This window comes from Aeromicrobium alkaliterrae, from assembly GCF_039529015.1.
In the GTDB taxonomy this organism is placed as follows: domain Bacteria; phylum Actinomycetota; class Actinomycetes; order Propionibacteriales; family Nocardioidaceae; genus Aeromicrobium; species Aeromicrobium alkaliterrae.
In genome coordinates, this window is record NZ_BAAAME010000004.1 from 110,954 (window position 1) to 129,276 (window position 18,323).

Below are 18,323 nucleotides of genomic sequence, written 5' to 3' on the forward strand. Positions count from 1 at the left end.
AGGCGATGACAGCGGAGGCGACCGGAGGAGCCCAGGCTCCCGGGATCCGGAGGGCCGTGTTCAACACGATCCGCGGATCCCTCGGCAACCTCGTCGAGTGGTACGACGTGTACGTCTACACGGTCTTCGCCTCGTACCTGCAGAGCAGCTTCTTCGCCGAGGGCGAGCCGAACGCCGGCATCTACACGATGGCGATCTTCGCCGTCACGTTCGTGATGCGTCCGATCGGCTCGTGGTTCTTCGGCCGGTTCGCCGACAAGCACGGGCGTCGCCCGGCGCTGGTGTTCAGCATCTCGGTCATGGCGGCCGCGTCACTGCTCATCGCGATCACCCCGACCGTCGAGACGATCGGCAGCGCGGCGGTCGTGATCCTCGTGCTGTGCCGCCTGCTCCAGGGCTTCGCGACCGGCGGCGAGTACGGCACGTCCGCGACCTACATGTCCGAGGCGGCCACGCCTGGACTGCGCGGCTTCTTCTCGTCCTTCCAGTACGTGACGCTCGTCGGCGGCCACGTCCTGGCCCAGCTGACGCTGCTGATCCAGCAGGCCGTCCTGACCGACGAGCAGATCGCGGCGTTCGGCTGGCGCATCGCGTTCGGCATCGGCGCCGTCGGCGCGCTCGTGGTGTTCTGGCTGCGCCGCAGCATGGACGAGTCGCTGCAGGAGACCGACGGCGAGCGTCGCGCGGGCTCGATGGTCGAGCTGTTCACGGCCTACCCCAAGCAGCTCCTGCTGTGCTTCCTGATCACGCTCGGCGGCACGGTCGCGTTCTACACGTACAGCGTCAACGGGCCGCTCATCGTGAAGTCGACCTACGCCGACGAGGGCATGACGGCGACCTGGATCAACTTCGCCGCGCTCGTGCTGCTGATGGTCATCCAGCCGCTCGGCGGCCTGCTGAGCGACAAGATCGGGCGCAAGCCTCTGCTGGTCGGGTTCGGCGTGCTGGGCGTGCTCTGGACCTACACCTTCCTGACGCTGCTGCCGCAGATCACGACCCCGATGGCCTCGTTCCTGATGCTCGCGGGCACCTACGTGATCCTGACCGGGTACACCTCGATCAACGCCATCGTGAAGGCCGAGCTGTTCCCGTCGCACGTCCGCGCCCTGGGCGTCGGGCTCGGGTACGCCCTGGCCAACTCGATGTTCGGCGGCACCTCGCCCCTGATCTACGAGGCGGCCAAGAGCCGCGACGTGCTCGACGCGTTCGCGATCTACGTGACGATCGCGATCGGCATCTCCCTGCTCGTCTACGTCTTCGCCCTGCGCAACAAGGCGCCGACGTTCCTCGACGCCGAGCAGGCCGGCCGCGGGCCGAGCACGAACCGCGCGGCGCGCGAGAGCGTGTCGGCGGGCTGATCCCCGGACGGTGGGCGGGTCTGCGGCGGTGCCGTGGACCCGCCCACCGTCGTGCGCGGCGCTATCGTCGAGCGGTCGGAAGGACAGTCGGGTGAGAGTCGTCATCGTCGAGGACGATCCCGGGGTCGCGGACGCCCTCACGCAGGCGCTCCGCGGGCACGGGTGGTCGGTCCGTCACGCGTCGACCGCCCACGCCGCGCTCGAGCTCGTCGACGACGCCGAGCTGGTCCTGCTCGACATGGGCCTGCCCGACCGCGACGGGCTGTGGGTGTGCCAGCAGGTCCGGCAGCGGTCGGCGGTGCCGATCGTCGCGCTCACGGCACGACGCCACGAGAGCGCGATCGTCAACGCGCTGCGCGCCGGGGTCGACGACTACGTGACCAAGCCGTACAGCACCGACGTGCTGCTGGCCCGGATCGACGCCGTGGTCCGGCGCGCCAGCGGGACCGCCGTCGCCGCGCCCGCCGTCGATCCCGGGTTCACGATCGACGCCACGGCCCGGGAGGTGCGGTTCGCCGCCGGCCAGGTCGTGCAGCTGACGGCCAAGGAGTGCGAGCTGCTGCAGGCGCTCGCCCGCACCCCGGGCCGTCCCGTCACCCGCGCCGCCTTGATGGAGGAGGTCTGGGACACGACGTGGGTCGGGGCGTCCCGCACCCTCGACGTCCACGTCGCCACGCTGCGGGCCAAGCTCGACCCCCACGCGCAGATCGACACCGTGCGCGGTGTCGGCTACCGCCTGGCGGAGCCGACGTGAGGCGACGGCTGCTGGTCCTCACGGTCACCACGACGGCCGCCGTCCTCGTGCTGCTGACCGTGCCGCTCCTCGCGGCGTACGCCGAGCAGCGCGCGGTCGACCTGCACCAGCAGCGTCTCGCCGCCGCCACCCGCTTCGCGGCACTGGCCGACAGCCTGCCTGCCACGGTCGACACGGCGACCCTGGGCTCGGACCTCGAGCGCTACGACGAGGTCACCCGCACCACCACGTCCTGGCTCGTCGACACCGACGGCTCGGTCCTCGCCCCGGCCGACCAGCCGCTCCCCGACGACGTCCCCGGGCTGGACGCAGCGATCGCGCAAGCGCTCAACGGAACGCCGACGACCGCACCCGGCGGCCTGTGGCCGTGGAGCGAGGACCGGATGGTCGTCGCGACGCCGATCGGGCGCGACGCGCAGGTCCTGGGAGCCGTCGTGATGGTCGACGACACGGCCGGGCCCCGCGCCGACGTCGGCACGTGGATGGCGGTCGCGGCGGTGGCCGGCACCCTCTTCGTCGCCCTCCTGGCCTGGCTCGTCGGCGTACCCCTGGTCCGGTGGGTCGTGCGCCCGGTCGAGGAGCTCGAGGAGCGGGTCCAGGACCTCGGGCAGGGACGGGCCGCCGCCTCGGGCCGCGTCGAGGGTCCGCCGGAGCTCCGCCGGCTGGTCGCCTCGTTCAACGAGATGGCCAGCAACGTCGAGCACTCGCGGCAGCAGCAGCGCGACCTCATCGCCGACGTCTCCCACCAGCTCGCGAACCCGCTGACCGCCTTGAGACTCCGCCTGGAGCACCTCGCGCGCGACGACGAGTCGGTCCTGCCCGTGCTGGCCGAGACCGACCGGATGGCGCGATCGCTCGAGGACGTCATCGAGATCAGCCGCGCCGGCGGGCTCGACCGGGCGGCGGTCGACGTCGACGTCGCGGCGCAGGTCCGCGAGCGGGTCGAGCTGTGGCAGCCGCTGTTCGGCGACCTGCTCACGCTGCACGCGCCCGACGGCAGCCTGCCCGCCCTCCTGGAGGACGACCTGGTTCCCACGATCGTCGACGTCGCGCTCGACAACGCCGCCAAGTACGCCCCGGGCGCCGCTGTGGAGATCGGTCTGGAGCTCGATCCACGGGCCGGGCTGGCACGCCTCCGCGTCCTCGACCACGGGCCGGGGGTGACGGGTGCCGAGGCCGACGAGATCGGCGGCAGGTTCCACCGACTCCCCCGTCACGCCGACGTCGACGGCACGGGTCTGGGGCTCTCGATCCTCCAGCTGCGCGTCCGCGACGCCGACGGCACCGTGACGATCAGGCCGGGCACCCCGGGCCTCGAGATCGTCGTCACTCTGCCCGTTCGTCCCGCTCCTGGAAGTACCGCAGCGCGCCCGGGTGGAGCGGGATCGGCTGGGTGAAGATCCCGGCAGCCGCCGTCGGCTGCCGGATGTCCGGCACCGTCCGGGACAGGACGTCCTGCCGGTCGAAGATCACCGACGCGAACCCGTGTGCCACGTCGTCGGCGAGCTGCGGCGTCGCGAGCATGTACGTCGTGATGCTGACCGTCTCGACGGCCTCGGGCAGGCCGTAGGGGCCGGCGGGGAAGGGGCCCGCCACGTACTGGCCCGCGAAGTCGGACGCCAACGAGGCGACGAGGTCACCCAGGTCGATCGCGCGCAGCGGCATCCTCCGTCCGAGGTCCACGAGGGCCGCGACCGGGAACCCGCTCACGAAGGCGAGGGCGTCCACCTCGCCCCGCTCGAGGGCCGCCGTGGAGTCCTCGAGTGACAGCCCGAGCTGCTCGGTGTCCCCGTCGGTCAGCCCGGCGGCGCGCAGGCAGCGCTCCACGACGAGCTTGGTGCCCGATCCGACTTGCCCCGACGCGAGACGCCGCCCGGCCAGGTCGCGCACGGCGACGATCGGCGAGTCCCGCGGCACGACGACCTGCAGGAAGCTGTCGTAGAGGCGGGCGATCGCCACGACGCCGGTCGGAGCCGTGAACGGCGGGGCGCCGTCGTGCGCCAGACGGGCTGCGTCGCCGAGGCAGAACCCGACGTCGGCCGTTCCGGCCAGCAGGTGCTCGACGTTGCCGACCGACCCGCCGCTGATCACGACGGACGACGAGACCTCAGGCATCACGACGCCCACCTCCCGCGCCAGGGCGGCGCCGTACCGGTCGAACACCGCCCCCGGGTTGCCGGTCGCGATTCGCAGTCGACCGCTCGCGTCGGCCCACGGGACGGAGCGCGCGCAGGCAGCGATGAGCGGTGCGGCCACGACGGACGCCGCGCCGGCGAGGAACAGCCGCCGTCCCACCTCGTGACCCATCGCCCCAGCATCTCAGGACGACCGCCGAACGCGCCGCGAGGTTGCACCGCGCCTGCGCAGTACCTAGCGTTCCGGGGTGAGACGTCCCGGCACCCCCGCATCCAGCCCACGACGCGCACGTGCGGGCGTCTCCCTGATGTTCTTCACCAACGGCGTCCTGTTCAGCGCCCTCCTCCCGCGCTATCCCGAGATCAAGGCCGCCTTCGACCTGAGCAACAGCCAGTTCGGGCTCGCGGTCGTCGCGTTCCCGGCCGGCGCGCTGGTCGCCGCCGGGTTGGCGGGCCGGATCATCCGCCGGTTCGGCACGCTGCGGACGAATGCCGTCGGCTCGGTCGCTCTGGCGGCCACCATGGCCGTCGCCGGAGCCAGCGCGGACGCCGGGCTCGGGGTGTGGCTGTTCGCGGTCGCGATGGTCGCCGCGGGCGTGAACGACGCGGTCGTCGACGCCGCGCAGAACGTGCAGGGCGTCCTGGTCGAGCAGTGGCGCGGGCGGTCGGCGGTCAACTCCTTCCACGCCCTGTGGTCCGTCGGTGCCGCGACGGGTGGCTTGATCGGGGCGGCCTGCATCGCGACGGACGTCTCGGTGTCGCTGCAGATGGGCGTCAACGGCGGGGTGTGGGCCGTGGTCGCAGTGCTCGCGTGCCGGCTCGCCGTGGTCCCGTCCTCGATCCGCGACGAGCTCCGCGATGACGAGAGCACGACGACCACCGACGGTGCGCTGCACCGTCCGTGGCGGTTGCTCCTGCCGCTCGTCCTGCTCGCGATCGCCGGGACGACGGTCGAGGAGGTCTCCAACAGCTGGTCGGCGCTGTACCTCGGGCGCGACGCGGGCGCACCCGCGTGGGCCGCTGGCCTGGGCCTCACGGTCGCGATCGGCGCCCAGTTCGTCGGTCGCATCCTCGGCGACCCGATGACCGACCGCTGGGGCCGCGCCGCCGTCGCCCGAGCCGGGGGCGTGCTGATCGCGGTCGGCGGCGTCCTCGTGGTCGCCGCGCCGGGCTATCCCCTGGTGTTCGCCGGCTTCGCCCTGGCCGGCTTCGGCTGCGCGACGCTCGTCCCGGCCGCGTTCGCTGCGGCGGGCCGGGTGCCCGGGCTCCCGGAGGCGACCGGCATCGCGATGCTGGGCTGGCTCATGCGCGTCGGCTTCCTCGCGACCTCACCCGCGATCGGGGCGATCTCCGACCTCGTCAGCCTCCAGGCCGCGCTGGGCATCCTCGTGCTCGCGGGCCTCGCCGCCACCCTGCTCGCCCACCTCCTAGGGCAGGCTCGTCCGCAGCCGCCTCTCGCCCGAGAGGGCCCCTGACTCCTAGACTCGCGTCGACCAGGCCCGCACCACCACCAGGCGGCGGGACCCGAGGCAGGGGGCACCGATGTTCGGATCGAAGAAGTCACGCAGGACGACCACGCTGGACGACCTGGTGGGCCGGTTGCGGCCGGACCTGACTCGTGAGGCGCTGGGCGTGGGGCCCGACTTCCCCGGCGTCGCGCCGAATCCGTTGCTGAGCCGTCAGGCGCGGCGACGGAACGCGGACCTGCGCTCGGGAGTCCTCGCCCTCGGCACCCTGGTCGACTGGCGGGAGGTCAGCAGCGACGGCATTCCCCGCGTGGTGCTGATGCTGGACGTGAGCACGGCTGAGGGCATCACGTTCCGCGGGATCGCCGACGAGACCCTGACCATCACCGAGCTCACCCGGCTCGCTGCGGGTCAGGTGCTGCCCGTGCGCTACCGCCCGGCGGTCATGGACCACTACGTCGCCCTCGCCCCCGACGCCGATCAGGCCGAGGTGCAGCGCCTGGCGGACGTCATCGCGCAGCACGGAGCCTGAGGCAGCCCCACGACCAGGCAGCTCACACAGCAAGGGCCCCACGACAGTGTCGTGGGGCCCTGCGCTGCGAGTGGAGCATAGGAGATTCGAACTCCTGACCTCTTCCATGCCATGGAAGCGCGCTACCAACTGCGCCAATGCCCCGCATTCGGGTGACCCGAAGGCCGATCACCGATCTTAGTAGATGCCCCCGGCGAGGTCCAAACCGGGTCAGTCGTCGTCGGTCATGACGGGCTCCGGCAGGGTGCCTGCGTTCCACTCCGTCAGTCGCCAGTAGCGGTGGCTCGGCGGGCCGGACTCGGTCAGGACCGACCAGGAGCAGTTGCTGAGCGCCCCGAACGTGCGCCAGGTCGACTGCGGGAACTTCAGGAAGGAAGCCACGCCCGTGCGGATGACGGCACCGTGCGCGACGACCACGAGGGTCTCCCCCGCGGGCAGGTCCTCGAGCACGTCGTGCAGGGCGGCGGCGAACCGCTCGCCCGCCTCCAGGTGCGTCTCGGTGTCGGGGACCTGGGTCTCGTCACCGGAGATCCACGCCTTCATCGCCTCGGGGAAGCGTTCGAACGACTCCTCCCACGTGAGGCCCTCGCGCGCGCCGAAGTTCATCTCGCGGAAGCGCTCGTCCGGCTCGACCTCGACGCCGGCGACCCTCCCCAGCGCCTCGGCCGTGTGGCGGGCGCGCTGCAGGTCGGAGCACACGATGCGGTGCGGCTGCAGCGCAGCCAGTCGCAGCGCGGCCGACTCGGCCTGCTCGCGTCCGACCTCGTCGAGCGGGGTGTCGGTCTGGCCCTGCACGCGACCGGCGACGTTCCACTCGGTCCGGCCGTGGCGCCAGACGATGACCTGCCGGCTCACCGAGCGGCCTCGACCGACACCTCGGGGCAGTCGCGCCAGAGGCGCTCCAGGGAGTAGAACTCGCGCTCCTCGACGTGCTGGACGTGGACGACGATGTCGGTGAAGTCGAGCAGGATCCAACGGCCCTCGCGGGAGCCCTCGCGGCGCACCGCCTTGGCGCCGTGCTCCCGCAAGGCGTCCTCGACGGCGTCCTGCACGGCGCGCGCCTGGGTCGAGCTCGTGACCGAGCAGATCAGGAAGACGTCGGTGATGAAGAGCTGCTCGGACACGTCGAAGGCGCGCACGTTCGTGGCGGACTTCTCGGTCGCGGCGGCGGCCGCGAGGCGCGTCAGGTCGAGGGCGAGCTGGGTGGCAGTCATGCAGGAACGATTCCTTCGGTGGGGGCGTACAGCTCGTGCTTGGCGACGTACTGGACGACGCCGTCGGGCACGAGGTACCAGACAGGTTGACCGCTGCGCACGCGGTCGCGGCAGGCGGTCGAGGAGATGGCCAGGGCGGGGATCTCGAGGATCGTGACCCGGCCCTGCGGGAGGTCGGACATCATCGCCTCGTCGAGCTCGTGGCCCGGACGGGTGCAGGCGACGAACTGGGCGAGCTCGAACAGCTCGTCGTGATCGCGCCAGGTGAGGATCTGGGCCATCGCGTCGGCGCCGGTGATGAAGAACAGGTCGGCGTCAGGTCGCTGCGCCGCGATGTCGCGCAGCGTGTCGATCGTGTAGGTCGGACCGTCGCGCTCGATGTCGACGCGGCTGACCTCGAAGCGCGGGTTCGCCGCCGTGGCGATGACGGTCATCAGGTAGCGGTGCTCGGCCGGCGAGACCTCACGGTGCGCCTTCTGCCACGGCCGACCCGTCGGGACGAAGACGACCTCGTCGAGGGCGAAGCGGGCCTGGGCCTCGCTCGCCGCCACGAGGTGTCCGTGGTGGATCGGATCGAACGTGCCACCCATGACACCGACCCTTCTCCTCCGCGGGGCGGGAGACGAGGGTCGCGAGGTGGCGTCGTGCGCGCTCAGGTGTGCTCGCGGCCCTTGCCGAAGGCGAGCAGGATCAGCAGCAGCGTGAACAGGATGCCCAGCGCCACGCCTCCGATGATGTACGGATTGATGGCCTCGGCTTCCTCGGCGTGCTCGGACGCGGCAACCAGGATCGTGGAGAGCATGCGCACAATCTACCAGCGCCAGAGCCTCAGCGGACGTGCCCGTCGCCCTCGACCACGTAGGTCGTCGTGGTCATCTCGGTCAGGCCCATCGGCCCCCGCGCGTGGAGCTTCTGGGTGGAGATCCCGATCTCGGCCCCGAAGCCGAACTCGCCACCGTCGGTGAAGCGGGTCGAGGCGTTGACCATGACGGCAGCCGAGTCCACGCCGAGGGTGAAGCGGCGGGCCGTCCTGGCCGAGGCGGTGACGATCGCCTCGGTGTGGCCCGAGGAGAACCGGCGGACGTGCGTGATCGCGTCGTCGACCGAGTCGACGACCTTGGCCGAGATCTCCAGGTCGAGGTACTCGGTGGCGTAGTCCTCGTCGGTCGCCTCGGTGACGGCAGGATCGACGGCCTGGAACGCGGCGTCGCCGTGGATCACCACGTCGTGCTCACGCAGCGCGGCGACCACGCGCGGCAGGAAGGCCTCGGCCACGTCCCGGTGCACCAGCAGCGACTCGGCCGCGTTGCACACGCTGGTGCGGTGGGTCTTGGCGTTGACCACGATCGCCAGCGCCATCTCGAGGTCGGCCTCGGCGTCGACGTAGACGTGGCAGTTGCCGGTGCCGGTCTCGATCACGGGGACGGTCGACTCCTCGACCACCGTGCGGATCAGGCCGGCGCCGCCGCGCGGGATGACGAGGTCGACCAGGCCGCGGGCTCGCATGAGCTCGGTCGCGGACGCCCGGTCGGCGCTGGGCAGCAGGGAGATCAGGTCGGCCGGGAGGCCGGCCTTCTCGATCGCAGCCCGCATGACCTCGACGATGACCTCGTTCGAGCGGGCGGCCGAGGCCGAGCCGCGCAGCACGACCGCGCTGCCGGCCTTGAGACAGATCGCGGCGGCGTCGGCGGTCACGTTGGGTCGGCCCTCGTAGATCATGCCGATGACGCCCATCGGCACCCGGACCTGCGTGAGCCGGAGCCCGTTGGGCAGCACGGAGCCGCGCACCACCTCCCCGATCGGGTCGGGCAGCGCAGCGACGTCACGGACGCCCTGCGCGAACGCGGCCACCCGGGCGGGGTCGAGTCGCAGGCGGTCCAGGACGTGCTCGCCGGTGCCTCCGTCGCGGGCCGCCTCGACGTCGAGCTCGTTGGCGGCGACGATGCGATCGGTGTCGGCGACGAGCGCGTCGGCCGCAGCCAGCAGTGCCGCGTCCTTCGCGAGCCGCGTGGCGGTGGCCAGGCTGATCGACGCCTCGCGGGCCAGGCGCGCGGTGGCGTGGACCTGGTCACGGATCGCGGCGGCGGGGGCCTCAGTGCTCATGGGCGAATTCTATGACCCCGCCGCGCGAGCCGTGAGCGCGACCGACGCGGCGACCCGGCGCCCTCGTAGCACCGAACCGCCGCGTCAGCCCCCATCACCGGGTCAGCTGGACCGTCGTCCGCCGACACCGGGCACTGCCGCCAGACCGAGGTTCTGGCGAATCTTCTGCACCGCGCGTGCGGTGAGGCCGATCCGGGCTCCGATGACCGAGTCGGTCGAGCCCTGGGCGTTCATGCGCCGGATGACCTCGGCCCGCTCCGCGGTCGACAGCCGCTCCGGCGGCTCCCCCGCGCAGGCCCGCTCGACCGCGAGGTGGTCGATGTCGGTGGCGTCCTGGGCGCTCGCCGGGGACGGCACGAGCTCGATGTCGGGGTCGCGACGGTGCACCCACGCGTAGGGCCGGGGCACGCCTCGCACGAAGGGTCGGCCCCCGGCGATGCCGGTGTAGTGGTCGAGCTCGGCCCACTTCGCGCACGCGACGATGACCGCGCATCCGCCGCAGATGTCGACCAGGGGTGCGGCGGCTGCGAGCGCCGTGCCTGCCGATCGCGCCGAGGTCCAGCTGCGCTCGCCGTCGGCCCACTCGATCTCGCGGCCTGCACAGTTCGCGCCCCCAAGGTTCGCCGACGCGCTCGCCGCGAGCAGGTCGCGGTTCGACGGCCGAAGGCTGGGGCCCTGACGCTGGCCCGCCGCGGTCACGCGGGACGCCCGTGGGCGTGGTGAGGGACACCGGTGGGGAGGCCGTGGTTCGTGAGCGGCCCCCGACAGGTCTCGAGCATGATGTTCTCCCTTCGTCCCTAGGTAAACGGGATTTGCCCCCTGCACATGACGCGATACCGACCAGGACTTCCGGACCCGTCCTTCCGACTGCCGTCATCCCGGGCAGAACGTCCCGAAGTTTTCGCGCGCGCGGGGCGGTGGTGGGGCGGGCGCTGCCGGAGGTTGTCCCCCGACGACGTCGTCGTGGGAGGTACCCCCAGTGCGAGTGCCGCCTGCGGCGCGAGCCTCGAAACCGCCCGCCATCTGACCTCGCGCCTCGGTACCGGACCAGCGGCATGGACCAGGAGCAGTGGGTCTCGGTTCGCGATCGGGTGCGCGACCGAGGTCGTCAGGGACCGGAAACGATGCATCCGGGTAGCCCCAACAACAGCAATGCCTCATCCCCGGTCCGACCAGGACCGCCGATGATGCATTTCGGTCGCTCCGGCAGCCCGAATGCATCATCTCCGGTCCCGGCCCCGCTGGGTCGTCCGTGCCCGCTTGTCCGCCACCACCGCGAGCCCTCAGATCCCGTCCCCGCGACCGGAGTCAGCGGACGGGCGGCGGGTCCTCCCGCAGGGCTGCGGCGATGGCCGTGCGCGACTCGACCCCGAGCCGCTCGAAGATCGCCGAGACGTGCTTCTCGACGGCCTTGACCGTCAGACCCAGCGAGTCCCCGATCTCGGCGTTCGTCAGGCCCAGGGCGACGCGGGAGGCGACCTCGGTCTGCCGCTGCGTCAGCGGCAGCCGCAGGCCTCGGGCGCCGGTGTCGCCTCCCGGGACGATCTGCACCAGGTCGATCCGCCGGGTCGCTGACATGAGCCGCAGGATCTCCGACACGTCGCGCTCGACGGTCTTCACCGAGACGCGCATGAGCTCGGCGATCTCCCGGTTCCGCCGGCCCTGCGCCGCCAGGCGGGCGACGAGCTGACGCCGTTCGTCGAGCTGGTCCCAGCCGATCCCCGGCACCGGGCGCGACTCCGTGCCCAGCCCCTCGAGCTCCCGCTCCGCCCAGGCCGTGACGTCCCCGGGGCCCACCTCGCTCGCGAGTCGCGCTGCCTCGGCCGCGGCCGCCGGGTCGCCGGACTCGCGCTCCGCGACCGCGTGCAGGAGCCGGGCCCGGATGACGTACAGGGCTCCCCCGACGTCCTCGGCCCGCCGACCGGACTGCTGGGCGTGCTCGGCGGCCACGACGGAGTCGCCCACCACGACGGCCAGCCGGGCCCGCGCGCGGTCGAGGGCGGCGTCGGCCATCGGGTGCTCGGACACGTCGAACCCGTCCGCCAGCCGCACGTACTCGGCCGCGACCGCGATCTGCGCCGTCCCGATCGCGCCCTCCACCATCACGTCGACCGCGTAGGCCCGCGCGAACAGCGGCAGGTCGGGCAGCCCTCGGCCGCCGCACGAGCCGAACAGGAGCTCGGCGCCGGCGGTCGGCCGGCCCGCGGCGCTGAGGGCCAACGCGCCGAGCAGGTAGGCCATCTGCTCGCCGTAGGAGCGCGCCGTCGGGACGCGCAGACGCAGCGACTCCGCCCACGACTCCACGGCGGCCACGTCACCCAGGTGGGCAGCGACGAAGGTCGAGACCGAGTCGGCGACGAGTGCCGGGGCGGCCCACCCGTGGCTGCGGGCGAGCTGGGCGACGGCCTCCGCCTCCGCCCGCGACTCCGTCAGACGTCCCAGGAACGCCAGCGACCGGGCGCGCACCAGACGGGCCATGACGAACCAGGGCTGGTCGGCCGGGATGACCTCGATCGCCGCCACCGCGAGCCGCTCCGACTCCGCCACCAGGCCCGCGGTCATCGCCGTCTCAGCGCGCAGGTACCGCACGAGGCACGCCTCGTCGCGGGCCTCCGGGAGCGCATCCTCCAGGTGCTGCGGCGCACGCGCCAGGCAGGCGGCTCCGACCAGGTCGCGCACCGCGTCCGCGACCGGCCCCCCGGGTACCGGCGCGTCGAGCTGGTCGACCGCCTCGCGGTAACGCCGCGCCAGGAGCAGCGCGTAGGGCCACACGGGACCGCCCACCCCACCCGGAGGTGCCACTCCCGTCAGGAGGGCGTGCTCGGCCACCTGCGTCATGGCCGCAGCGTAGGGCAGCCGGGCACCGCGCAGGGCGGGTTCGGTCAGGGCCGCCGGGTCAGGGGCGCTGCAGCACCATGAGGTCGTCGCGGTGCACGACCTCACGGTCGTAGTCGGGGCCCAGCTCCGCCACGATGTCGGCGGTCGAGCGTCCGAGCAGCGAGGGCAGCTCGGTGCTGTCGAAGTTGACCAGCCCGCGAGCGATCACGCCGCCACCGGGTGCGACCAGGTCGACCGGGTCGCCCGCGCTGAACGTGCCGTCGACCCCGGTGATCCCGGCCGCCAGCAGCGACGCCCCCCGCTGCGTGAGCGCGCGGACGGCACCGTCGTCCAGCAGGACCGCGCCCTTGGTCTGGCTGGCGTGCGCGAGCCAGAGCAGGCGCGACGAACGCCGCTTGCCCGTGGGCTCGAAGCGTGTGCCGACGGCCTGACCCTCGAGGGCCGTCGCCGCGTTCTGGGCACTGGTCAGCACGACCGGGATGCCGGCGGCGGTGGCGATGCGGGCGGCCTCGACCTTCGTCACCATGCCGCCGGTGCCCACCGCCGAGCCGACCCGGGCGATGTCGACGCCGGCCAGGTCCGCGTCGGAGGCGACCGACGCGATGAGCCGCGACCCCGGCTCCGACGGGTGCGCCGTGTAGAGACCGTCGACGTCCGAGAGCAGCACGAGGAGGTCGGCGTGCACGAGGTGCGCGACGAGCGCGGCCAGCCGGTCGTTGTCGCCGAACCGGATCTCGCTCGTGGCGACCGTGTCGTTCTCGTTGACGATCGGGACGATCCCGAGCTCGAGCAGCTTCGCGAACGTCTGGTGGGCGTTGCGGTAGTGGCCCCGGCGCGTGACGTCGTCGACGGTCAGCAGGACCTGGCCGACGGCCAGGCCGAGCCGCGCGAACCGGTCGGAGTACTGCGCCATGAGCGCGCCCTGACCGACGCTCGCGGCAGCCTGCTGGGTCGCGAGGTCGCGGGGCCGCTCGGGCAGCCCCAGCGGGCCGAGACCCGCCGCGATGGCACCGGAGCTGACGAGGACGACGTCGTCGCCCCGCTGCCGCGCCCCGCCCACGGCCTCGACGAGGCCCGCGAGCCGCTGGGGGTCGATGTGGCCGTCAGGCGTCGTCAGGGACGACGATCCGACCTTGACGACGACGCGGCTCATCGGGAGTCGGCCTCCTGGTCGACATCGGTCTCGACGACCTCGTCGCCGTCGTACTCCTCGTCGAGGTCGTGGACCTCGACCTCGGTGCCGTCGGGACCGACGAAGTACTCGTCGTCGCTCTGGCTCTCGCGCGCCTCACGCGCTTCCGCCTCACGCTGACGCCGGGCCTCGAGCGACTCGCGGCGCTCGCGGTTGGTCCGGCGGTCGTTCTCGTCGAAGCGGAGGTCGCCACCGCGGGGGCCGAGCACCTCGGCGCCGGCCGGCGTCTGCGGGTCGAAGTCGAACACGACGGCGCCGTCGTCCTCGGGACCGGAGCCACCGATGATGACGTCGTCGCCGGCTCGGGCACCCAGCGTGAGGAGCTTGTCCTCGACGCCCAGCCGGTTGAGGCGGTCGGCGAGGAAGCCCACGGCCTCGTCGTTGCTGAAGTCGGTCTGACGGACCCACCGGGTCGTCTTCTCGCCACGCACGACCCACTGGGGCGCGTCCTCGGGGCCACGACGGTGGACCGTGAACTCGGCGTCGACACCGGAGTCGGCGCGCGGACGCAGCACGATGCGGGTCGGCGGGGCGTCGGGCTCGGCGGCGCGGCGCGCGCTGACGATGTCGGCCATCGCGAACCCGAGCTCGCGCAGGCCGGCGTGGCTGGCGGCCGAGACGTCGAAGACCCGCAGGCCGCGAGCCACCAGGTCGGCGCGCACGAACTCGGCGATCTCGGCCGCGTCCGGCACGTCGGTCTTGTTGAGCGCCACCAGGCGGGGACGGTCGAGCAGGTCGGTCTCGGTCGCCGCGGCGTACTGGGCCAGCTCGTTCTCGATGATGTCGAGGTCGGTCAGCGGGTCACGTCCGGGCTCGACCGTCGCGCAGTCGATCACGTGCACGAGCGCCGCGCAGCGCTCGATGTGGCGCAGGAAGTCGTGGCCGAGGCCCTTGCCCTCGCTGGCGCCCTCGATCAGACCGGGGACGTCGGCGACGGTGAACGTCACCTCGCCCGCCGTGACGACGCCAAGGTTCGGGACGAGGGTCGTGAAGGGGTAGTCCGCGATCTTCGGGCGGGCGCGCGACAGGGCCGCGATCAGGCTGGACTTCCCGGCGCTGGGGAAGCCCACCAGCCCGATGTCGGCGACGACCTTGAGCTCGAGGGTGACGACGAGCTCGTCGCCCGGCTCACCCTTGAGCGCGAAGCCGGGGGCCTTGCGCTTCGACGAGGCGAGCGCCGCGTTGCCGAGGCCGCCGCGGCCGCCCGCGGCGATGACGATCTCGGTGCCGACGCCGACGAGGTCGGCGAGCTCCTCGCCCGTGGCCTCGTCCTTGACGACCGTGCCGTCGGGGACGGGCAGGACCAGGTCGGCGCCGTTGGCGCCGCTGCGGTTGGAGCCCGCGCCGGGCATGCCCTTGCCACCCGCGCGACGGGGCTCGTGGTGGTAGTCGATCAGGGTCGTGACGTCGGCAGCGACCCGCAGGATCACGTCGCCGCCGTGCCCGCCGTTGCCGCCGTCGGGGCCGCCGAGGGGCTTGAACTTCTCGCGGTGGACCGACGCGACGCCGTGGCCACCGGAACCGCCGGCGACGTGGAGCGTCACCCGGTCGATGAAGCTGGGGATCGCCATGACGTCACCTTCTGGGTGATGAGGGACCTGGAGTCAGGTGCCCGGTGGAAAAAAGACAGCAGGAGGACGGCCGCACCTGGCGGTCCGTCCCCCTGCTGGGAGAGCTGTCAGCGCCGGTTCAGACCGACGGGACGATGTTGACGACCTTGCGGCCGCGCTTGGTGCCGAACTCGACCGCACCGGCCGAGAGGGCGAACAGCGTGTCGTCGCCGCCACGGCCGACGTTGCTGCCGGGGTGGAAGTGGGTGCCACGCTGGCGGACGATGATCTCGCCGGCGTTCACCTCCTGACCACCGAAGCGCTTGACGCCGAGTCGCTGGGCATTGGAGTCGCGGCCGTTCTTGGTGGACGCCGCGCCCTTCTTGTGAGCCATGTGTCAGGTCCTCTACTTGATTCCGGTGATCTTGACCTGGGTGTACTTCTGACGGTGACCCTGGCGCTTCTTGTAACCGGTCTTGTTCTTGTACTTCTGGATGATGATCTTCTTGCCCTTGGTGCCACCGAGGACCTCGGCCGTCACGCTGACCTTGGCCAGCGTGGCGGTGTCGGTCGTGACGGCGTCGCCGTCGACGAGGAGCACGGCGGGAAGCGAGACGGACTCGCCGGCGGCGGTAGCCACCTGGTCGATCTCGATGACGTCGCCGACGGCCACCTTCTGCTGGCCGGCGCCACTGCGCACGATTGCGTACACCACGGGAAAATCCTTCGTCGAGAGCCTTGCGGGAGCGATGCGCACGGGTGGCGCATCCGAGTACTTCAGAGTGCTTGGGGGCGCTTCACGACCAGGCCGTGCGCGCACCGACGGTCCAGTCTACGGAGCCTGACCCTCGTCGGTCAAAACGGGGGCCTCGTCGACCGGCGGGGCCGGCGTCTCGTCGGGCGCGGGAGCGCTCTCGGAGGGGGTCGTCTCGGCCGTCTCGACCGCCGGGGGCGCCTCGTCGACCGGCGGTGCGGGCACCTGGTCGGTCACCTCGGGTGCCGACTCAGCGGGCTCGGCGGTCTCGGCGGTCTCGACGGCCTCGACCGGCTCGTCCTGCTGCTGGCCGTTGCCGTTGCCGCCACGACCGCCCCGACCACGGCCGTTGCCGCCGCCGTTGCCGCCGTTGCCGTTGCCGTTGCCGTTCTGCTGGCCGCCCTTGTTCTGCTGGCCACCGGACTGCTGTCCGTTGCCCTGCTGGCCGCCGCCCTGACCGCCACGGCCGCCACGGCCGCCGCGGCCGCCACGACGTCCGTCGTCCTTCTTGGGCTCGATGGGCTCGGCGTGCAGCTGCACGCCGCTGCCCTTGCAGTGCTCGCACTCGGTGCTGAAGGACTCCAGCAGGCCCGTGCCGATGCGCTTGCGCGTCATCTGCACCAGGCCCAGCGAGGTGACCTCGGCGACCTGGTGGCGCGTGCGGTCGCGGCCGAGGCACTCGACCAGGCGACGCAGCACGAGGTCACGGTTGGACTCCAGGACCATGTCGATGAAGTCGATGACGATGATGCCGCCGATGTCGCGCAGCCGGAGCTGGCGCACGACCTCCTCGGCCGCCTCGAGGTTGTTCTTCGTGACGGTCTCCTCGAGGTTGCCCCCCGAGCCGGTGAACTTGCCGGTGTTGACGTCGACGACCGTCATGGCCTCGGTGCGGTCGATCACGAGCGAGCCGCCCGACGGCAGCCAGACCTTGCGGTCGAGCGCCTTGTGGATCTGCTCGTCGACCCGGTACTCGGCGAAGACGTCGGACGCGGTCTCGTCGGTGGCCTCCCAGAGCGTGAGCCGCTCGGCGAGGTCGGAGGCGACGTGACCGACGTAGGACGAGATGTTGTCCCAGGCGTCGCGGCCCTCGACGACGAGCGTGCTGAAGTCCTCGTTGAACAGGTCGCGCACGACCTTGATGACCAGGTCGGGCTCGGCGTACAGGAGCTCGGGGGCCCGGCCCGCCGTCACCTTGCGCTCGATGTCGTCCCAGCGGGCCTTGAGCGACGTCACGTCGCGGGTCAGCTGGTCCTCGGAGGCACCCTCGGCCGCGGTGCGCACGATGACGCCGGCATCCTCCGGCAGGACCTCCTTGAGGAGGTTCTTGAGGCGGTTGCGCTCGGTGTCGGGCAGCTTGCGGGAGATGCCGTTGTTCTGGCCGCCCGGCACGTACACGAGGAACCGGCCCGGCAGGCTGATCTGGCTCGTGAGGCGGGCGCCCTTCTGGCCGATCGGGTCCTTGGAGACCTGCACGAGCACGGTCTGGCCCGGGCTCAGCGCGTCCTCGATCTTGCGCGCCTTGCCGTTGCCGAGGGTCGACCAGTCGACCTCACCGGCGTAGAGCACGGCGTTGCGGCCGGCGCCGATGTCGACGAACGCGGCCTCCATGCTGGGCAGCACGTTCTGGACCTTGCCGAGGTAGACGTTGCCGATCAGCGACGTCTGCGACTCGCGTGCCACGTAGTGCTCGACCAGGACCTTGTCCTCGAGCACCGCGATCTGCGTGTAGGTGTCGCCGTCGTTGCTGCCGGTGTGCTGACGCACGATCATCTGGCGGTCGACGGCCTCGCGGCGAGCCAGGAACTCGGCCTCGCTGACGATGGGGGCGCGGCGGCGCCCGGCCTCGCGGCCCTCGCGGCGGCGCTGCTTCTTGGCCTCGAGCCGAGTCGAGCCGGCGACGCTGGTGATCTCGTCCTCGGCCGAGCGGCCCTCGCGCACCCGCACGACGGTGTTCTCGGGGTCGTCGTTCGCGTTCCCGTTGCCGTTGCCGTTGTCGCCGGCGCGGCGACGGCTGCGGCGACGACGGGTCGTGCCGCCGTTGCCGGACTCGTCACCGGAGTCGTCGGCGTCGTCGCCGGTCTCGGAGTCGTCGGCGCCGTCGTCGGAGCCCGACTCGTCGTCGTTGCCCTGCTGGCCACCGGACTTGCGACGGCGGCGACCCCCACGGCTGCGGCGGCGACGCTTGTTGGCGTTGCCGTCCTCGTCGTCGTCATCGTCGGCGTCGTCTGCGTCGTCGCCCGAGTCGTCGGAGCCACGGGCGTCATCGGTCCGGCGGTCGCGGCGCGCCGGAGATGCGGCGGCCTCGGAGTCGTCGTCGGTGTCGTCCTCGACCTCGTCGCGCGGGGCCCGGCGGCGCGCCGGGGCGGGGGCCGCCGGGGGCGCCTGGAACAGCAGTCCGCCGATGCCCGGCACGACGACCTCGGC

18 protein-coding genes and 1 tRNA gene are annotated in these 18,323 nt (G+C 72.4%); 5 read left to right on the forward strand and 14 right to left on the reverse strand.

The features are described from left to right. Window positions 1-107 precede the first annotated feature (107 nt). From ABD127_RS08505 to ABD127_RS08515, 3 genes are all read left to right on the forward strand, one after another. Window positions 108-1,358 (forward strand): MFS transporter, encoded by a 1,251-nt coding sequence (locus ABD127_RS08505; RefSeq protein ID WP_425545818.1) that lies wholly within the window; start codon window positions 108-110, stop codon window positions 1,356-1,358. A gap of 91 nt (window positions 1,359-1,449) precedes the next feature. Continuing rightward, window positions 1,450-2,112 (forward strand): response regulator transcription factor, encoded by a 663-nt coding sequence (locus ABD127_RS08510; RefSeq protein ID WP_344199978.1) that lies wholly within the window; start codon window positions 1,450-1,452, stop codon window positions 2,110-2,112. Then, window positions 2,109-3,509 carry a HAMP domain-containing sensor histidine kinase gene (locus ABD127_RS08515; RefSeq protein WP_344199980.1) on the forward strand — a complete coding sequence of 467 codons (1,401 nt, stop codon included), beginning with the start codon at window positions 2,109-2,111 and terminating at the stop codon, window positions 3,507-3,509. Before ABD127_RS08510 ends, ABD127_RS08515 begins: the two co-directional genes overlap by 4 nt. On the opposite strand, the gene ABD127_RS08520 is transcribed toward ABD127_RS08515, so the two are convergent. Next, window positions 3,439-4,419: a TAXI family TRAP transporter solute-binding subunit gene (locus ABD127_RS08520; RefSeq protein WP_344199982.1), complete on the reverse strand. Its 981-nt coding sequence runs from the start codon at window positions 4,417-4,419 to the stop codon at window positions 3,439-3,441. The genes ABD127_RS08515 and ABD127_RS08520 overlap by 71 nt on opposite strands. A 76-nt stretch (window positions 4,420-4,495) precedes the next feature. On the opposite strand from ABD127_RS08520, the gene ABD127_RS08525 reads away from it, so the two are divergent. Then, window positions 4,496-5,722, forward strand: coding sequence for an MFS transporter (locus tag ABD127_RS08525; RefSeq protein ID WP_344199985.1), 1,227 nt, complete (start codon window positions 4,496-4,498; stop codon window positions 5,720-5,722). Between the two features lie 67 nt (window positions 5,723-5,789). Next, complete coding sequence (locus ABD127_RS08530) at window positions 5,790-6,245, forward strand: hypothetical protein (protein WP_344199988.1); 456 nt, start codon at window positions 5,790-5,792, stop codon at window positions 6,243-6,245. 71 nt (window positions 6,246-6,316) lie between these two features. On the opposite strand, the gene ABD127_RS08535 is transcribed toward ABD127_RS08530, so the two are convergent. From ABD127_RS08535 to ABD127_RS08595, 13 genes are all read right to left on the reverse strand, one after another. After that, a tRNA-Ala gene (locus ABD127_RS08535) sits at window positions 6,317-6,389 on the reverse strand. Window positions 6,390-6,455: 66 nt separating this feature from the next. Continuing rightward, complete coding sequence (locus ABD127_RS08540; RefSeq protein ID WP_344199990.1) at window positions 6,456-7,100, reverse strand: histidine phosphatase family protein; 645 nt, start codon at window positions 7,098-7,100, stop codon at window positions 6,456-6,458. Further along, complete coding sequence (gene rsfS, locus ABD127_RS08545; protein WP_344199992.1) at window positions 7,097-7,459, reverse strand: ribosome silencing factor; 363 nt, start codon at window positions 7,457-7,459, stop codon at window positions 7,097-7,099. The genes ABD127_RS08540 and rsfS overlap by 4 nt, the downstream gene beginning before the upstream one ends. Next, window positions 7,456-8,115, reverse strand: coding sequence for a nicotinate-nucleotide adenylyltransferase (gene nadD, locus ABD127_RS08550; protein WP_344202593.1), 660 nt, complete (start codon window positions 8,113-8,115; stop codon window positions 7,456-7,458). Before nadD ends, rsfS begins: the two co-directional genes overlap by 4 nt. Continuing rightward, complete coding sequence (locus ABD127_RS08555; RefSeq protein ID WP_344199994.1) at window positions 8,112-8,261, reverse strand: hypothetical protein; 150 nt, start codon at window positions 8,259-8,261, stop codon at window positions 8,112-8,114. Before ABD127_RS08555 ends, nadD begins: the two co-directional genes overlap by 4 nt. Before the next feature lie 26 nt (window positions 8,262-8,287). Beyond that, the gene (locus tag ABD127_RS08560) at window positions 8,288-9,562 is read right to left on the reverse strand and encodes a glutamate-5-semialdehyde dehydrogenase (RefSeq protein WP_344199996.1); all 1,275 of its coding nucleotides are present in this window, start codon (window positions 9,560-9,562) and stop codon (window positions 8,288-8,290) included. Window positions 9,563-9,664: 102 nt separating this feature from the next. Further along, entirely contained in the window at window positions 9,665-10,261 is a 597-nt protein-coding gene (locus ABD127_RS08565) for a hypothetical protein (RefSeq protein WP_344199998.1), read from the reverse strand. A gap of 609 nt (window positions 10,262-10,870) precedes the next feature. Continuing rightward, window positions 10,871-12,400 (reverse strand): LuxR C-terminal-related transcriptional regulator, encoded by a 1,530-nt coding sequence (locus ABD127_RS08570; RefSeq protein WP_344200000.1) that lies wholly within the window; start codon window positions 12,398-12,400, stop codon window positions 10,871-10,873. Window positions 12,401-12,458: 58 nt separating this feature from the next. Continuing rightward, window positions 12,459-13,553: a glutamate 5-kinase gene (proB, locus tag ABD127_RS08575; RefSeq protein WP_344200002.1), complete on the reverse strand. Its 1,095-nt coding sequence runs from the start codon at window positions 13,551-13,553 to the stop codon at window positions 12,459-12,461. Next, entirely contained in the window at window positions 13,550-15,163 is a 1,614-nt protein-coding gene (gene obgE / locus ABD127_RS08580; protein WP_344200004.1) for a GTPase ObgE, read from the reverse strand. Before obgE ends, proB begins: the two co-directional genes overlap by 4 nt. 118 nt (window positions 15,164-15,281) lie before the next feature. Beyond that, window positions 15,282-15,536 (reverse strand): 50S ribosomal protein L27, encoded by a 255-nt coding sequence (rpmA, locus tag ABD127_RS08585; RefSeq protein WP_344200008.1) that lies wholly within the window; start codon window positions 15,534-15,536, stop codon window positions 15,282-15,284. A 12-nt stretch (window positions 15,537-15,548) separates the two neighbouring features. After that, window positions 15,549-15,854 (reverse strand): 50S ribosomal protein L21, encoded by a 306-nt coding sequence (gene rplU / locus ABD127_RS08590; protein ID WP_344202594.1) that lies wholly within the window; start codon window positions 15,852-15,854, stop codon window positions 15,549-15,551. Between the two features lie 120 nt (window positions 15,855-15,974). Continuing rightward, on the reverse strand, window positions 15,975-18,323 hold a 2,349-nt coding region (locus ABD127_RS08595), incomplete at its 5' end, for an Rne/Rng family ribonuclease (RefSeq protein WP_344200011.1).

Bases quoted from the DNA above. Each gene is read 5' to 3' on its own strand.
- ABD127_RS08570 (WP_344200000.1), bottom strand. From the start codon at position 12,400: ATGACGCAGGTGGCCGAGCACGCCCTCCTGACGGGAGTGGCACCTCCG.
- ABD127_RS08520 (WP_344199982.1), bottom strand. From the start codon at position 4,419: ATGGGTCACGAGGTGGGACGGCGGCTGTTCCTCGCCGGCGCGGCGTCC.
- ABD127_RS08555 (WP_344199994.1), bottom strand. From the start codon at position 8,261: ATGCTCTCCACGATCCTGGTTGCCGCGTCCGAGCACGCCGAGGAAGCC.
- ABD127_RS08530 (WP_344199988.1), top strand. From the start codon at position 5,790: ATGTTCGGATCGAAGAAGTCACGCAGGACGACCACGCTGGACGACCTG.
- rpmA (WP_344200008.1), bottom strand. From the start codon at position 15,536: ATGGCTCACAAGAAGGGCGCGGCGTCCACCAAGAACGGCCGCGACTCC.
- proB (WP_344200002.1), bottom strand. From the start codon at position 13,553: ATGAGCCGCGTCGTCGTCAAGGTCGGATCGTCGTCCCTGACGACGCCT.
- ABD127_RS08560 (WP_344199996.1), bottom strand. From the start codon at position 9,562: ATGAGCACTGAGGCCCCCGCCGCCGCGATCCGTGACCAGGTCCACGCC.
- rsfS (WP_344199992.1), bottom strand. From the start codon at position 7,459: ATGACTGCCACCCAGCTCGCCCTCGACCTGACGCGCCTCGCGGCCGCC.
- obgE (WP_344200004.1), bottom strand. From the start codon at position 15,163: ATGGCGATCCCCAGCTTCATCGACCGGGTGACGCTCCACGTCGCCGGC.